Source organism: Cyclobacterium xiamenense (assembly GCF_042140265.1).
In the GTDB taxonomy this organism is placed as follows: Bacteria; Bacteroidota; Bacteroidia; order Cytophagales; family Cyclobacteriaceae; genus Cyclobacterium; species Cyclobacterium xiamenense_A.
In genome coordinates this window covers 1,944,977-1,962,189 of sequence record NZ_CP159481.1, presented here as the reverse complement: position 1 = coordinate 1,962,189, position 17,213 = coordinate 1,944,977, and the positions used below count along the sequence as shown (strand labels likewise).

The following is a 17,213-nucleotide window of genomic DNA, read 5'->3' as shown; positions in this document are numbered from 1 at the left end:
CACCCAATCGTATGAAAGAAAATTTTAGAACATTTTTGATCGCCTGCCTGATGGTATTTTGTATTGACAGTTGGGCACAAACCCAAGTACCAATACCTACCCAGGCCCAGTTGGACTGGCAAAATGCAGAGCTGGTAGCGGTATTCCATTACGACCTACACGTATTTGATGGGAAGCCCTATAACCAGGCAAAAAACCGGATCACGCCGATTCCTGATTACAACATTTTTAACCCCACAAAGCTCGACACCGATCAATGGGTCAAAGCGGCCAAAGATGCCGGGTGTAAGATAGCCATCCTGACGGCAACCCATGAGACCGGTTTCGCCCTGTACCAAAGTCAGGTCAATCCCTATTCATTGAAAGCGGTAAAATGGAAAGAAGGAAAAGGGGATGTCGTTCGGGATTTTGTAAATTCCTGCCGCAAATACGGCATCTCCCCGGGTATTTACATCGGAATACGCTGGAATTCTTTTTTCGGCGTGCACGATTTCAAAGTGAACGGAGACAACGAATTTGCGGCAAATCGGCAAGCGTTTTACAATAAAATGTGTGAAGGAATGGTGGAGGAATTGACCTCCCAATACGGGGATCTGGCCATCATCTGGTTTGATGGAGGAGCGCATGGCCCCGAGAAAGGAGGACCGGACGTACTGTCCATTTTTGAAAAGAATCAACCCAACGGTATTTTCTACCACAATACCCAACGCGCCGACATCCGCTGGGGAGGAAGTGAAAGCGGAACGGTCCCCTACCCCAGTTGGGGCACCTATCCGTTTCCCTATTCGCATTCGGCCAATACCGAAGTCATCTATAAAAACAATTTTCAATTGCTGAAAGAAGGGGATCCAAATGGCAAATACTACATGCCGGCCATGAGCGATGCCCCCTTACGTGGATACAATGGCGGGCACGAGTGGTTCTGGGAGCCCGATGACGAAAAGCATATTTATCCACTGGAGCACCTGATGGACATGTATTACCGAAGCGTGGGTCATAATACCTCTCTGATTGTGGGATTGACACCGAATGCAGAAGGATTGCTGCCACAAGCAGATGCAATGCGTCTGAAAGAATGGGGAGCGGAAATCCACCGGAGATTTGACCAGCCCCTGGCCGAAACATCCGGAAATGGAAAAAAGCTCAAGCTCAAACTAGGGGGCCGGTCGAAGGTAAATCATGTTATTTTACAGGAAGATATTGCACAAGGGGAAAGGGTAAGAAAATTTGTCCTGGAAGGTAAAACCAAAAAGGGCTGGCAGGTGATTGTTGAGGGATCGGTTATCGGCCACAAATTTATTCATCCGTTTGAGGACCTGGAGCTGAGCGCCGTGAGGCTCCGGATCGATGAAGCCATGGGTGAACCAAAAATCAAAAATTTATCCCTTTATCAGGTTGAATAAAACGATCCGGCCTATGCATATACGATCCGTCCCTTGTTTTTTCATCCTTGCGCCCTGCTCACAGGTGAACAGGGAAAAACCCGCGAAACCGACCAATAGCATTCTATTTCTGGTAGATGACCTGGCTTGGCAGGACACCTCGGTACCTTTCTGGAAAGCAAAGACCGAATGGAACGAACGGTACCAAATGCCCGCGATGGAAGGTACCGCCGCTGATGGAATACTGTTTAACTGAGAAAAAATGACGAAGAAACGATTTATCATCGCTGTGGCAGCCGGGATGCTGATGGGCATGCACCTTGCCGCACAAACCGATACGGATCCATTGGTTTTCAACGATCGGTTACGGCCCTTGACGGAAGACAATATCTTCAAATCCGAAGATTATTTCAACTGGTGCTCCTCCATCCTACAGGCAGAAGACGGAAAATACCACCTGTTTTACTCCCGCTGGCCAAAAAAGTACACGTTTTTTTCCTGGCTGACGCATTCCGAAATCGCCCATGCAGTAGCAGATCATCCCGCCGGCCCCTGGAAATTTAAAGAAACGGTACTGCAAGGTCGAGGACAGGGCCACTGGGATGCCATCACTGCACACAATCCGAAAATCAAGAAATTTGGTGACACCTACTACCTGTACTACGTCTCTACAAATCTGGGCGACCAGAGCTATACCGAGGAAGAATTGATCGAAACTGCACGGGTGGGATACAGCCATCCCAACTGGAAAACGCAGCTTCGCCCCAACCAGCGGACCGGGGTAGCCGTGGCAAATTCGATCAACGGGCCCTGGACACGCCTGGACCAACCGCTCATCGAGCCGTCCGGACCCATCACTACCTTGACGGTAAATCCGGCCATTGCGCAGGGCGAAGACGGTACGTACTACCTGATCGTGAAAGGTGATAAACCCAACGATACCGGGTTTACCCGCAACCAGGCAGTCGCCGTATCCAGCGCACCAACAGGACCTTTCCAAATGCAGCCCAAAGCCGTGATTGACGACATGGATACGGAAGACATGTCCATCTGGTTCGACTCCCGGCGAAACCTGTTTTATGGCTTATTCCACGCCCACCGTTTTATTGGTATGATCCAGTCTGCAGATGGAATCAATTGGAAGAAGGCACCCACCTTTGAAATAATGGAAAAGCGGATACCCCTGGCAGACGGTTCGGTGCTGCTTCCAGACCGCATGGAACGCCCGTTCTTGTACCAGGAAGCCGGCAACCCACGGGTGTTAAGTCTGGCTGTCAAGAAGGGGAACGAGGCGTACATTGTATTTGTACCGGTGGCGGAGGATGCGGAGGAACCCCTGAAAACCAAAATTCCAGTAGAACCAACAATCGGTCCGAGGGTGGCAGCCCAGCGAAAACAGTAAGCCATTTTAAAAAATTTACAAAGGCATCCATACACCAATTAAAACCCTATGAAACAGAAAATAAGCTACCGTCCCCTCCTGCTGGTACTTTTCGGCGCACTGGTACTGAGCTCGCTCGCAAGTTCCTATTTTGCCCGGAAACCAATAAAAGTAGCCTGTGTGGGGGATAGCATAACCTACGGGGCGCGGCTCGATGATCGGGAAAAAGACGCGTATCCTGCGCGATTGCAAGCGCTGTTGGGAGATCGGTATCTGGTTGAAAATTTTGGAGAAAGCAGCTTAACCCTTATCAGAAAAGGCGTACCTACCGTATGGAATGTGCTACCAAGGATAAAGGAGTCGAACCCAGACATCATCATCATCAGCCTTGGAACCAACGATACCTGCGGATTTGGCACTTGTGGAGATAGGAAGTGCTGGGAGTACAAGGACGAGTTCGGTCCCGATTACCGCGACCTCGTCGATGAACTTTCACGACTTCCCTCCCATCCCCAAATTTTCCTGTGTGCCCCTACCCCCATGGTTCTGGAGACACCCGGCCTTGATGCCGAAAGGATAGCCGGCCTTAGCGTTCGCAAACCACGCCTTCAGGAACTCATTGATACTGTAGAAAGAATAGCTGCCGAGAAAAACGTGCATTTCATCGACCTCAACGAACCGCTGGACCACCGGCCGGAGCTGTTCACCAAGACCGATGGGGTACATCCCAATAAGGAGGGGTACGCAGCCATTGCAGCACTAGTAAAAAAACAAATTGAACACCTGGAAAAATAACCCGCATGAAGTATTTCCCTACCAATAATAAAAAACTACCCTACCCTAAGGTATTGATAACCCTGTGCGTATGTCTGGCTCCCTGGCTGAATACAATAGCCCAACACGGGATCCCCATTCCTACACCTGCTCAATTGCAATGGCAGGAGGCCGAACTAGCGGCACTGGTTTGTTGGGACCTGCACGTATTTGATGGAGAATTCTACGTTCAGCCCAAGGTGAGAATTACGCCGGTGGAAGACTACAATACCTTCCATCCGGAAAAATACGATATGGATCAGTGGATCCGCTCGCTGAAATCGGCAGGATTTAAAATTGCGATCTTTACCGTCAGCCACGAAACCGGTTTCTTTTTTCACCAAAGCGATGCGACACCTTATTCCATGAAAGCGTTGGACTGGCAGCAGGGCAAGGGAGACATTCTCCGGGATTTTAAAGCAGCATGCGAAAAACACGGAATACTTCCGGCAGTGTATATCGGCACCCGCTGGAATGCCTATTATGGCGTCTACGACTTTAAGGTTCAGGGAGACAACGAGTTTGCCGACAACCGGCAGCAACATTACAATCAAATGATCGAAAAGATTGTGGAAGAAATATTTACCAACTATGGCGACTGGGCAATGGTATGGTTTGATGGGGGTGCACACGGTCCCGAGCAAGGAGGTCCGGATGTGCTCTCGGTATTTGAACAGCACCAGCCAAATGCGATTTTTTACCACAACTTACAGCGGGCGGACATCCGCTGGGGCGGAAGCGAAACGGGTACCGTACCCTATCCCAGTTGGGGAACTTTTCCCTACCCGGCCATAGGCGCCGGGGAAAGCGCCCGAAAGGAAATCAGCGCCAATAATTTCCAACTTTTGAAAACCGGTGACCCCAACGGCAGCTACTACATGCCTGCGATGAGCGATGCTCCGCTTCGCGGAAATGAAGGACACGATTGGTTTTGGGAACCCAACCGAGCTCATACAATCTATCCGCTGGAAAAGTTGGTAGACATGTATTACAGATCCGTCGGGCACAACACCACATTGATCCTGGGTGTAACTCCCAATCCGGACGGACGGTTACCCGAACCGGACGTAAAACGGCTCAAAGAATTTGGCAATGAAATTGACCGGAGGTTTTCCCATCCCCTGGCCAGCGTTTCAGGAACGGGCAATACCGTTCCTTTGGTTTTGAAGGAGGCACAAAACATCGATCAGATCGTCTTACAAGAGGACATTTCCAAGGGTGAACGGGTACGAGAATTCGAGTTGGAGGCAGAAATAAACGGAAAATGGACCAGTATTTACGAAGGATCCGCTATCGGGCACAAACATATCGTAACCATCGATCCGGTACTTACGCGTAAAATCCGCGTCGTAGCCCTTTCTGCCGTCGGTGAACCCCAGATAAAAAACCTGTCCGTTTACAAACCGCTGCAATGAAACGATCTTTTAACCTGTTTTTCTTTTTCCTCTTCCTGCTCCCCCAATTCATTTGGGCGCAGGTCAGGGAAGGAAGCCCCCCAAACGTTTTGTTTATCCTGGTAGACGATTTGGGGTATCAGGACCTGGGATTCACCGGGAGTCGCTTTTACGAAACACCGAACATCGATAAGCTGGCGTCCGAAGGCATGGTCTTTACCAATGCCTATGCGGCCAGCCCGATTTGCTCGCCTTCCCGGGCGGCCATCCTGACCGGGAAATACCCGGCAAGATTAAATCTGACGGACTACATACCGGGCAATCGTCACTACGGCCCCCATCCTAACCAGCAACTGGCGTCCCATCCCTTTAAGCTATTTCTGGACCCTGAGGAGACCAGCATGGCAGAAGCCTTTCGGGCGACCGGCTATGCAACCTTTTTCGCTGGAAAATGGCATCTGGGTGAAACCGAAGAATATTATCCGGAAAATCAGGGTTTTGAAATAAATAGGGGAGGCAACCATACCGGTCATCCCGCCGGAGGGTATTTTTCTCCTTACAACAACCCCCAACTGCCGGATGGTCCGGAAGGAGAATACCTCACCGACCGGCTAACTGCAGAAACCATCCGGTTCATTTCGGAAAAAAAGGATGCACCCTTCTTCGCGTTCCTTTCCTTCTACACGGTACACTTACCCCTTCAGGGAAAAGCGGAGAAAGTAAAAAAATACGAGGAAAAACGCCGTACATCGAAATACGAGGGACCCGCCTTCGACCAGCAAAACGGCACCTTTTTTAAGAATCATCAGGACCGCCCGGACTATGCAGCCATGGTGGAAAGCCTGGACGAAAATATCGGAAGGCTCATGCATGCCCTTGCCAAGGAGGGTCTGGACCAAAATACCCTGGTCGTATTCACTTCCGATAACGGAGGCATGGCCAGCAGCAACCTCGCCGGGCAAATCCCCACCTCAAATGCTCCCCTTCGGACTGGAAAAGGCTATCTGTACGAAGGAGGCATCCGTGTGCCGCTGATCTTTCGATGGCCGAATAACATCGAACCCGGCAGCAGTTCTACTTTTCCGGTAACCGGAACCGACCTGTATCCAACCGTGCCGGACATGGCAGGCAGCAAGCTCCGGCCTATGCAACACCTGGATGGGATCAGCTTGAAACCGGTGCTGACTGGCGAAAAATTGGACGTACGTCCCTTATTTTGGTATTTTCCCCATTACAGCGGAGGCCTGGGTGGGCGGCCATCGGCAGCCATCAGGGAAGGCCAGTATAAACTGATCCATTTTTTTGAAACAAACGAAAGTGAGCTATATAATTTGGAAAAGGACCCGGAGGAAAACTCCGACATCGGCAAGTCCTTACCAAAGATAAAAAGCCGATTGGCTAATACACTACATCAATGGATAGCGGAAATGGCGGTAAAATTACCATTTCCCAATCCGTCCTATCAACCCGAAGAGAAACGATGATGAAAAATTTTAACTACTATTGCCTTGTCCTGTTAGGTACGATGGTCTCAGCAGCCTGCAGCCTGCAGGAAACCAAGAAATCGGCGCCATATTACATGGAACGTAGTTTTCCGGACCTTGCCCTTACCTGGGACGAAGGTATTCCCCTGGGCAATGCCATGCTGGGAGCACTGGTCTGGGAAAAGGAGGGCAAACTGCGGCTATCACTAGACCGGGCAGACCTTTGGGATTTACGAGGCATGGAAAACCTTGACTTTGATAACTACGATTTCAAATGGGTGACCAACCGCTGGAAAGCAAAGGAATACGGAGAGGTACAAAGGCAGTTTGACCTCCCCTACGATACCCTTGCCGGTCCGTCCAAAATCCCTGGTGCGGCACTTGAATTTGACATTGCAACATGGGGGGAAGTCGAGTTCGTAAAGTTGGACCTGCAAAAAGCCAGTTGTACGGTCAAATGGCAAAATGGCGTGGTATTGCATACCTTCGTACACGCCACCGAGCCCATGGGCTGGTACCGGTTTGAAAACCTGGAAACACCCATTTTGCCCACAATCGTGCCGCCTCCATATGTAGGCGAGGGGACTGCAGGCCTGGACAATCCGGTTAGTGGTCAGGACCTGCGAAGACTGGGCTACCCGGCCGGAGAACTCGCTCGTGGAGAAAACAACATGACCTACGAGCAGGAAGGCTGGAACAACTTCCGCTTTCAAGTATCTACGAGGTGGAAAGAAGCCGGAGGTCAACTGGAAGGATCCTGGAGCATCAGCTCTGGTAAAAAAAATCAGAACACAGGGAATACCGCGACTCAGGTCACCGAAAGCGCTCTTGCAAAAGGAATGGATTCTTACGAGGAAACGCATCAGGCCTGGTGGGATACCTACTGGAAAGCCTCCTCCGTAGACCTTCCCGATAGTCTGTTGCAACACCAGTATTACATGGACATGTACAAATTGGGAGCTGCTGCAAGGCAAGGGGCGCCTCCCATTTCCCTGCAGAGTGTCTGGACCGCCGATAATGGCAAACTGCCGCCATGGAAAGGAGATTTCCACCACGACCTCAATACCCAATTGAGCTACTGGCCCACGTATACCGGAAATCACCTCGCCCTGGAACAGGGCTTTATTGACTGGCTCAATCAACACAAACCTACCTTCAAAAAGTATACCCGTGCCTATTTTGGTGCAGATGGGTTGAACGTGCCCGGGGTCACCACCCTGGAAGGAGACCCCATGGGAGGCTGGATACAGTATGCATTCGGTCCCACCGTAAGTGCCTGGTTGGGACATCATTTCTATTTGCATTGGAGGTATTCAATGGATAGGGAATTTTTGGAAAAGGAGGCGTATCCCTGGATACGAGAGGTGGCCCTGTTTCTGGAGGAAATTTCCACAATCGATGAAGCGGGAAATAGAAAACTCCCCCTGTCATCCAGTCCAGAAATTCATAACAACGAAGCCCGCGCCTGGTACGACCAAATGAGCAATTACGACCTGGCCCTTATCCGTTGGACCTATACCACTGCCGCCGAACTGGCGAGGGAACTTGGCTACACAGCGGAGGCAGAGGAATGGGCCGGTGCCTTAAAGGAATGGCCCGACTATGCCACCGACGAAACCGGATTGATGGTGGCGCCCGGCCAGCCCCTGGAGGAATCCCACCGGCATTTGTCACAGGTGATGGCAATTCATCCACTAAGCCTGATCGATTCCTCCCATGGAGAGAATGACCGCAAAATCATTGAAAACACCCTTGCCCATTTGGATAACCTGGGATCATCGAATTGGACCGGCTATTCGTTCGCCTGGCTGGGAAACCTAAAGGCCAGAGCGGGAGATGGAGAAGGCGCTGCCCAAGCCTTACGGGATTTTGCTTCCTCTTTTGTCTTGCCAAATAGCTTCCATGTGAACGGTGACCAATCCGGAACTGGAAAGTCCAACTTCACCTACCGCCCGTTTACTTTGGAAGGCAATTTCGCATTTGCGGCCGGAATACAGGAAATGTTGATTCAGAGCCATACGGGGTTGGTACGCTTGTTTCCGGCCATTCCAGCAGACTGGCAGGACGTTTCCTTTACCAACTTGCGCACCCAGGGTGCCTTACTGGTGGCTGCAAGCAGGTCAAATGGAAACGTTAATCGGGTGGAAATCACCGCCGAAAAGGGAGGAAAACTAAGGATCGAAAACCCGTTTGGCACCGACGTCTTTACCGCTGACAAAACCTACGAAACGGAAGGTATGCAGCTGATGCTTGATCTTGCTGAAGGAGAGAAAGTAGTTTTTACCCGCAAAGAAGAGGAGCGTTGACATGAAGTATTTTCCCTCAATTACCGGTATTATCCTGCACCTTTTGGTGTTGCTCCCGTTTGCTGCATCCGCACAAAAGGCACTGGATCTTTTCGTTTGGGCCGGCCAGTCAAACGCACAAGGATGGATGGGAGATGCTGCGAAATACCCGAATGAAGGAAGTGAACTGGATGAATCGATTCTGTTGAACTGGACCTTTGTCGATAACGAAAGTTCCGGCGGAGAATGGGTGACCATGCAACCCCAGGAGGGAAGATTTCCCAGCGGACACTTCGGTCCGGAGGTCAGTTTCGCGCGGGAACTAAAAAAATCAGGATACAGCCCTGCATTGTTCAAGTATACCAAGGGAGCAACCGGCCTTGCGCGCGACTGGAAAGCTCCCGGAGAAGGAGGTATCTACGATCGAATGACCGCAGCGTTGAAAATAGCCATACAAGATCTGGAACAGCAGGGATTTGAGGTCAGCCTGCGAGGCTTTGTTTGGATTCAGGGAGAAAGCGATGCTGCCGATGAGGCGACTGCTCAGGCCTATTACGCCCACTTGAAGCAACTGATTCTCGATTTGCGTCAAAACGTACTCCATGCTCCGAATCTGAAGGTTATTCTTGGAGTGGACGAAGAACATCCCTTTGTAAAAGAACGCCCGGCGGTGGTAGAAGCCCAACGACAATTAGCCGCAGAAGATGCAGCGGTTGCCTTTACCAGCATGCTGGAACTTCCAAAAGCAGATGCGACGCATCTTACTCCCGAAGGATTAGTGCTGCATGGTGAACGAATTTTTAACGCGTATCTATCGCTACTTTCCGAAAACGAAAAATCACAACTCACGACCTTTCCGGGAGAAAAAAAGGTATGGAACGATTTTGTGCGGTATACCTTTCGATTCGAAGGCAGGTATGCCCATGTCACCTTACCGGAAAAGCCGCTTCCGGGCAATCCCTGGGTTTGGCGGGCACGCTTTCCGGGTTGGCACACGGAGATGGACCAATTACTGCTTTCCGAAGGCTTTCATCTGGCCTATGTCAACACGGACGATATGTATGGCAGTCCCACTGCGGTGGCGGTTTGGGACCGTTTCTACCAGTTCCTGACCACCAAATGGAAGCTCCACCCGAAAGTTTCGCTGGAAGGGGTAAGCCGTGGAGGATTATTTATTTACAACTGGGCAACGCGCAATCCCGAAAAAGTGAACTGCCTGTATGCGGAAGCGCCGGTCTGCGATTTTAAAAGCTGGCCGGGAGGTTTTGGCGCGGGCCAGGGAAGCCAGGCGGACTGGGAACGGCTAAAAAAGGCCTATGATTTTGCTTCGGACGAAGAGGCCCTGGCTTACGAAAATAATCCGATCGATAACCTCGAAACCCTGGCATCGGCAAAGATACCCATCCTGCATATGATTGGATTGGACGATCAGGTGGTTCCTCCGGAGGAAAACACCTTTGTCCTGCTAGATCGCTACATTAAACTCGGTGGTCCGGCAACGGTTATTCCCTGTACCGAAGGAAAGCAGGCGTTGTTCGGGCACCATTTTCCGATTGAAACGCCCCGACTGGGTGCGGATTTTATTAGGTATCATACTGAATTACCCCAACCGCTCCTCTCTTCCGAAAACTACCACAGGCATCGACAGGGCATTCGAAACAGTCTTATCAGGTTTCAGCGGAATAAAACGGGCCGGGTTGCTTTCCTCGGCGGATCCATTACCTACAATACTGGCTGGCGTGACAGCATTTCCAACTACCTCCAAACGCGCTTCCCGGATACCGAATTCCAATTTATCAATGCGGGCATTCCTTCCATGGGATCCACTCCCGCCGCTTTCCGGCTGGAACGGGATGTCACGGGCGAAGGCGCCGTGGATCTGCTTTTTGTGGAGGCTGCCGTAAACGATGCTGCAAACGGCAGAAGCCCTGAGGAGCAGGTACGGGCCATGGAAGGAATCGTCAGGCACGTTCGGCATCCTAATCCGGCCTCCGATATCGTCATGATGCATTTTGTGGATCCTGGGAAGATGGATACCTACCGATCCGGACAAGTGCCTGACGTAATCAAAAACCATGAAAAAGTAGCCGCACATTATCAGGTAGGAACTATAAATCTGGCAAAAGAAGTAACCGAACGCATCGATGCGGGCGAATTTTCCTGGGAAGAAGACTTTAAAAATCTCCATCCTTCTCCATTTGGGCAGGGTGTTTATTTCCGGTCCATGAAAGTCTTTCTGGATAATGCCTGGGCTGTAGCGGTGGATACAGATGAAAAAATCCAGCTTTATGATTTGCCCGAACCCATTGATCCGGCGAATTACACAGAGGGGGTATTGATTGAACCACATAAGGCCCGCCTAGTTGCTGGCTGGCAGATGGTGGAAAACTGGAAACCGGATGATGGGAAGGGAACACGTGCCAATTACGTGGATGTTCCCATGCTTATTGCCAGAGAAGCAGGTGCTACACTGGATTTTACCTTTCGTGGGAATGCAGTCGGTATAGCCATTGCATCCGGACCCGATGCCGGAATTATTGAATACCGCATAGACAATCGGAATTGGCAAAAGCAAGATCTATTCACACCGTGGAGCCAACAGCTGCACCTTCCCTGGTATTACACGTTGGCGGCCGGATTGACGGACGGTAAGCATGTGCTGCAACTAAGAACGGTCGGGGAAAAGAACCCAAAAAGTAGCGGAAATGCGTGCCGGATAAGGTATTTCTTTGTCAACCGATAAGTGTTCAACGTGAAGAATATCGTTTTATACCAGTCGTGATCTGTGGGTATACTGTACCACCAATTAGCAACTATTCCATGTAGTCATCTTAAAGAAGCCTGGGAAAACCGGTAGCGGAAGGGTATCGCTTTATCTCCCCCATCCGAACCACTTGGACCCAGACTTTTTCAAAAAGAGGTGTCGATTTACTCCCAGTTAGCGATTAAAGCACACTCAGAGGGCGAACAGACCTGGAATATGGTGGGCATCCATGATTTTTTTTTACTTTTACCCCTGGGATCGGTTAGATGAACAGGCAACATCTCAAACGATGAAGAAAAAAACAAAAATAGACACCAAGCAACGCATAATGGACACCGCTATATTGCTTTTCAATAGAGATGGCGTTCAAAGTGTTACCAGCCGGCATATTGCCAAAGAAATGGGCATCAGCAACGGTAATCTGGACTACCATTTTAGGAATAAAGAAGCCTTGCTTCTGGCCATATACGAACAGATGCGTGCAGAAATGTCTGATTCTTACAGGGCTACCGATACCGTTGGAGAGAGTTTTGAGCAAATTCACCGGCTGCTACTACACCTGGAATCCTTTCAATACAAGTTTCGGTTTTTTAACCTCGACGTTCTGGTGATTGCACGGACGTACCCGCAAATCAACCGTCTATTAAAGCACACCATACAGATCCGAAAAGAACAGATGGCCGATATGCTCCAGCAGGCCATCGCCGATGGTTTTTTTATTCAAGCGACCGAGGAAAACATCCGGCAACTTCTATTGTCGATCCGGATTATCATCACGTTTTGGCTGTCTCATGAAGAACTGGTTTCCGATTCCGGCCCGAAAAAACAGAATACGGGCATGTCCAAACATATTTGGCAGCTGCTTGTTCCTTACATGACAGAAAAAGGCAAAGCGATGTACAACAACCTTGTCGAAAATGCAGATTTGATTAAAAAATAAATCGTGTGCCTACATGCCGCAAGCATCGGCCTGCATCCAACCGGGTTTGCGCCTCAGGCATCGCATCGGGTAGCCTTAGAGAATGTGGAAAGGACCTATCGGGTAAGGTCCTGTATTGCCGGGTGTCGAGACCAGTATTGCCAGAAAACAGTGCGTAGGCCGAATTAAATACGCTGACCCAAACGCCTGCAGAAATTCGCTTCGGTAGTAAAGTAGGGTATGAATTGCTGATGTTTCCAGGTCCCGGCTACTGAAATCTTCCTATTTTTTGCTTTTCAGATCACCGTATACACGCAAATCAACCGCACGAGAGGAGGTCTTACGGATAAAGGGAAACCCGATCGCCCAACGCCAGACCTTGTTGGCAGGAGACTAATTTTTAGACCAGGATCTGCTGGTGGAAAGGAAAACCTTCCCTTGATTTCTGCAAATCCATCAAAGATGGTCGATTGCTCCATAAAGCCAACAAACCGGTAAAAAGCGAGGTGCCGGCCCGCCTCATTCTGGAGGGAAGAAATGGGGATTTTAAGGAAACAGACTTTTTACCACAGACCATTCACGGCATTTTGCTAACCATTTCTTTGTATTTCCGAATCCCGATTTTGAGAACCAGAAATACCGAGGAGTCGGCAGCCGTGATGCTGCAATGCTTCAAACAACGTACCAATGACAAGCCGGACAAATAGCGGGTTTACCCTCGCCCTGTACCTTTCAAACGGAAGCGACAGGCTTGGCATAGGCAACAAATTCACATTCTGGAAGGCTTTCCGGGGATAGTCGTGGATCCTGCGGAAAGGCTGTTGACGAAATTCGGAAATCTGCACGCGGTGTTTTCGGCAGGACAGGAGGAACTCCTTGAGGTACCTGATTTAGGGAAAAGGACGGTCGAACGGTTCATAGAAATATTGAAGAAATAAAAATAGGTAATGGGATCTATTCGTCCAGTCAGTTACCTTTTACTAGAAATTGTTCGACTAAATTCGTGATATTTAGGATACATGGGGAAATTCCCATTTGGTTTTTCCTATGCGGTCAAATCAATTCAATCTGAAATAAGCACCTCGTTCACAGAAAGTGTTTGCGCCATCAGGGGAATTTCCTCGCCGGGAAGGTATCGTTGGATGCTGGTATAGGTTCCTTCTTTTGGATTGGTATAAACTTCTATCCGATTGCTTTCCAGGCCGATCATCCAGTATTCCAAAATGCCGTGTGAGGCATAAAGGGGCAACTTTACTTCCTCATCGAACCGAATAGATGCATCTGACACTTCGATAATTGCCAGCACATCGACAGGGACCGGATGCGCGGAAGCATAAAAGTCCGTCCGATATATTAATAGGGAAATGTCCGGTTCGGGCTCATTCGTGTCATCCATTTGAACTGGATTTTGAATACCGATGACTGCCTTATTTTTGGACAGTCCATTCAGCAAGCTAGTCAATTTATTGAGGATGCCTGCATGCTTACTTCCAATAGGGCTTCTCTCGTATATTTATTTCACCGTGTATCAGTTCCAAACGGTCATCTGGCTTTAAAATGCCCATCTCCCCCATTTGGTGGTACTCATCTATACTGATCCACCGCTTTACGACTTCAGTTGCCATACTATTTCGCTTATTCTGTGTTTATGGTAGTCAATTTCCGATTTAAATGCCTGTGGGTTTGATACCGTAAGAAGACGAGATTTTCGAACCATACATTCGCGTAAAATGCCGGATTTGTTCGTAGACTTGGTGAGGTCTAATTAGCTGATTTCTTCTTAAGAATCCGGTCAATTAGGGCAAGGGTACTGGTACCAGGGTACGAAGCGTGACCGGCCCAAACAATCCGGACGGAATCAAGGGTACTTCCGCCCAGGGTACCCGGATATGGCTGATCCCTTTGATATTGGTTTCCTCGATATGCGTTTGGGTAAAGTTTCCCCCGGTAATGGCGTCGCCGGTAATCCGGTTGGACCAGGTATTGGCTACTTCAATGCGCAGGCTATTGATCCCCGGACGGAGCAGATCGGTCACGTCGAAACGGTAAGGTTTGGCCCATGTAATGCCCAGGTGCTCATCGTTCAGCCAGACCTCCGCCACATGCGAAAGGTCTCCCAGATCCAGATAGGTTCTGGCTCCGCCATGGTCTGAGGAGTGCAGGGGCTGTACAAATTGCTTTTCATAACGCGCTGTGCCGGAAAAATAGTTAATCCCCTCCACACCGGATGTTGTCCAGGATGTCAGCTCGGGAAAAACTGCCTTTTCCGGAGCTCCCCAGCCTTCGGGGAAAAAAACCTCCCAAGACCCGTCCAGCACGGTTTTCCGGATGCTGTTGTGAATTTCCCGCGCCCCCTCTTCTTCATACAAAACGAAGATCCCCTCGTCCCATATCTCGATTCCATCCGGCACATAGCTTATTTTTGGAGGGTGCAGACCGGCTCCAGCGATTTGCGTAAAATGGGCGGTACTTTTTCCGGGAGCAAAAACAACAAACTTGCTTTCGTAAGGAGCCAGTGTCAGCGGTACGACAATTCCCTGCTCCTTTTGTTCGTAAATGGTTGCGGCGGCTACCTGCCCCGAAACCGGATCCCAGATTTCTGGAACCTTCCCCTGTTGGCGAAATGTCAGGCTTCGGGAAACCCAATCTCCCGTGGTATTGACGACAAAATAAAAATCCAGGTCTCCCTTTTGGTAATGGGTGTAGTCCAGGGTATAGAAATGCTTGTCCGCATAATCGAGATCTGGCGGAATTCCCATCCTCTGCATCATTCCTGTCGGGTCTGCATCCTGATAAATCACTGATGCCCCGGCCGAGATTTCCTTTGGTTTATCCGCCTGCCAAAGTTCATCCAGCCATCCTTGCATCTCAGGCATGTCAGATTTTAATTTTCTGCGGGCAATCTCTTTCGGTCGGGGCCCGATGATTACCGCACCATTTTCTGCCATTTCTTTTAGTTTGAGCAATACCTCCGGATGGATTTCATGTTCTTCGGCCAGTGCCAACACGCTGAATTTCGCTCCATTGATGGGATTAATGATCTTGCCTTCCTGCACTTCCAGCCCAAGGAGTATCTCCGTATTGAGCAGTTCGTAATCATACCCTGCCCCCGGGGAAAATCTGCCTCGCTTGTGTCCACCATAGTTGGGTATGGTATCTCCATAGTAATAAAGAAAATCAGCTTGGAAATCAGCTTCCTGAAGAATATAGGAAACCCTGGCCAGGTATTCGTTGAAAGGTCGGATTTTCGGCCACCATACCCTTTTGTCGTTGTAATGAGTGCCGGCATGGTACACGATACCCGGCACACCTGTTCCCCCCGGGTTGTGGGTAGACCCGTGGACGACCACTTTATTCATCCCTTCCGCAAAGGCACGGTCACCGACGGGCTTCATCTCAAAAGGCCCTTCCTGCCAATGTTGAAAGGAAGTAAAAGCTTCCATTTCCACAATTCCCAGACCATAGCTATGGGAGGCCGAGGAGACTTCCTTCACCACCCGCAAAATATCCATCCCGTCTTCGTTGTAGCGACCGTGATTGATCCAGAACTCACCCCTGGGAATATCCAGTCCTTTACCCAGGGCTTTTAGCGGTTCCACGGGAACGTTGTGCAAGGGAAGGCCAGGTCCTCCGGCCTCACTGTTGTTTTTGAGGCCATGGGCATTGCAGACTTCTTTGGATTTCATGTAAAAATTATGAATCATCAGTTCGGACAAGGTGCGCTGAAAATCAGCCCGAAAATTGGCTGTTGTTTCGGCTGAAAATTCCGCTTCCTCAAATAGGATGGGCAATAGTTTCTTGACCTGGTATCCATTGATCTCTTCAAATTTCTCCGGAAGCGTGGGAGTCCAGGTAAAGCCCCGGGCCTCGTAACTGGCCATGTAAAGGCTTTTCAGCGCTGTTTGCCGCAGATCTCCCAGTACCGATTGCAGTCGCTCGATGATATAATTGAAATGAAAAGCGGTAGCGTCTGCATCGTAATGATCTACTATGGGGCCGGCGGAATATTTGCTGGGCAAAACCAGGTTTTCACCGGAATTGGAGCAGACGTATCGTACAATTTTCCAGTCTCCTTCCGGAACCTCCCAATCCAGCAGCTCTGTTTCCGGATTGAAGAATTCGGAGATATCCAGAATTTTACTGGTATCGGCCAGACTATTGCCAGAAAATTCAGGAATCGCCAGTAGGGCGATTTCCTCCGCGTAGACCGGTTTTCCATCCATTCCGAATTCGATCATCCGCTTTCTGCCCCTCGGATCCGTTTCCGGTATTTCGGGAAAGGGAATGGTAACTTCCTGCCGTTTGCCACCCGAAAGATTGACCTTAGATTGATAAATAGATTTGGCGGCGTGTTCGGGGGTCAGCCAATTGCCGCCTGCATTCCAGCTACTGGCTGTATTCAAGCCAACATCCAAGCCCAATTTCCCAGCTTCCTCCACCGCAAATTGTATGGTTTTCAGGGATTCTTCCCCTAAAAACTCCGGACCAGTACCCACTAGTACCGTATCTCGTGATCCGATTTCGAACATGGTAAAACCCGACACGCCGGCTTCTTTGAATGCATGGATTTCCTCCTTCAACCGTAAGCTATCTACATGCCCTCCCAGCCACCAATGGTAGACAACAGGGCGGGCAGCAGCAGGCGGGGATTGAAACTCCCTTTGGAAATCATCGTAATCCTGGCCATTTTGTCCGAAACCAGGCAACGCAAGTCCGGCGAAATGAATTGTTAGGTAAAGAAGGTAATTGATTTTTGTGTTCATGGTCTGGAGATTTTGGGGTTTCACTAGA

Annotated in this window: 13 protein-coding genes; 10 read left to right on the top strand and 3 right to left on the bottom strand. The window is 49.8% G+C overall.

From position 1 onward, the window contains the following. The first annotated feature begins 11 nt into the window (after positions 1–11). From ABWH99_RS08335 to ABWH99_RS08290, 10 genes are all read left to right on the top strand, one after another. The gene (locus ABWH99_RS08335; RefSeq protein WP_375585825.1) at positions 12–1,403 is read left to right on the top strand and encodes an alpha-L-fucosidase; all 1,392 of its coding nucleotides are present in this window, start codon (positions 12–14) and stop codon (positions 1,401–1,403) included. 13 nt (positions 1,404–1,416) lie between these two features. Beyond that, on the top strand, positions 1,417–1,638 hold the full coding sequence (locus ABWH99_RS08330) for a hypothetical protein (RefSeq protein ID WP_375585824.1): 222 nt from the start codon (positions 1,417–1,419) through the stop codon (positions 1,636–1,638). Positions 1,639–1,644: 6 nt separating this feature from the next. Continuing rightward, positions 1,645–2,784 (top strand): glycoside hydrolase family protein, encoded by a 1,140-nt coding sequence (locus ABWH99_RS08325; RefSeq protein ID WP_375585823.1) that lies wholly within the window; start codon positions 1,645–1,647, stop codon positions 2,782–2,784. 48 nt (positions 2,785–2,832) lie between these two features. Further along, positions 2,833–3,558, top strand: a complete 726-nt coding sequence (locus ABWH99_RS08320) for a GDSL-type esterase/lipase family protein (protein WP_375585822.1) — start codon at positions 2,833–2,835, stop codon at positions 3,556–3,558. A gap of 5 nt (positions 3,559–3,563) precedes the next feature. After that, the gene (locus tag ABWH99_RS08315) at positions 3,564–4,991 is read left to right on the top strand and encodes an alpha-L-fucosidase (RefSeq protein ID WP_375585821.1); all 1,428 of its coding nucleotides are present in this window, start codon (positions 3,564–3,566) and stop codon (positions 4,989–4,991) included. Beyond that, complete coding sequence (locus tag ABWH99_RS08310; protein WP_375585820.1) at positions 4,988–6,454, top strand: sulfatase; 1,467 nt, start codon at positions 4,988–4,990, stop codon at positions 6,452–6,454. The genes ABWH99_RS08315 and ABWH99_RS08310 overlap by 4 nt, the downstream gene beginning before the upstream one ends. Further along, a complete protein-coding gene (locus tag ABWH99_RS08305) occupies positions 6,451–8,760 on the top strand; it encodes a glycoside hydrolase family 95-like protein (protein ID WP_375585819.1) in 2,310 nt (769 codons plus the stop codon). The genes ABWH99_RS08310 and ABWH99_RS08305 overlap by 4 nt, the downstream gene beginning before the upstream one ends. Position 8,761: 1 nt before the next feature. Next, the gene (locus ABWH99_RS08300; RefSeq protein WP_375585818.1) at positions 8,762–11,482 is read left to right on the top strand and encodes a sialate O-acetylesterase; all 2,721 of its coding nucleotides are present in this window, start codon (positions 8,762–8,764) and stop codon (positions 11,480–11,482) included. 310 nt (positions 11,483–11,792) lie between these two features. Continuing rightward, complete coding sequence (locus tag ABWH99_RS08295) at positions 11,793–12,443, top strand: TetR/AcrR family transcriptional regulator (protein WP_375585817.1); 651 nt, start codon at positions 11,793–11,795, stop codon at positions 12,441–12,443. A 389-nt stretch (positions 12,444–12,832) separates the two neighbouring features. Further along, positions 12,833–13,129 (top strand): ERCC4 domain-containing protein, encoded by a 297-nt coding sequence (locus ABWH99_RS08290; RefSeq protein WP_375586558.1) that lies wholly within the window; start codon positions 12,833–12,835, stop codon positions 13,127–13,129. A gap of 356 nt (positions 13,130–13,485) precedes the next feature. Here the strand turns inward: ABWH99_RS08290 and ABWH99_RS08285 are convergent, their stop codons facing one another. From ABWH99_RS08285 to ABWH99_RS08275, 3 genes are all read right to left on the bottom strand, one after another. Further along, the gene (locus tag ABWH99_RS08285) at positions 13,486–13,875 is read right to left on the bottom strand and encodes a Uma2 family endonuclease (RefSeq protein WP_375586557.1); all 390 of its coding nucleotides are present in this window, start codon (positions 13,873–13,875) and stop codon (positions 13,486–13,488) included. Positions 13,876–13,906: 31 nt separating this feature from the next. Continuing rightward, positions 13,907–14,047, bottom strand: coding sequence for a hypothetical protein (locus ABWH99_RS08280; RefSeq protein WP_375585816.1), 141 nt, complete (start codon positions 14,045–14,047; stop codon positions 13,907–13,909). Positions 14,048–14,218: 171 nt separating this feature from the next. Beyond that, a complete protein-coding gene (locus tag ABWH99_RS08275; protein ID WP_375585815.1) occupies positions 14,219–17,185 on the bottom strand; it encodes a glycosyl hydrolase in 2,967 nt (988 codons plus the stop codon). Positions 17,186–17,213: the final 28 nt, after the last annotated feature.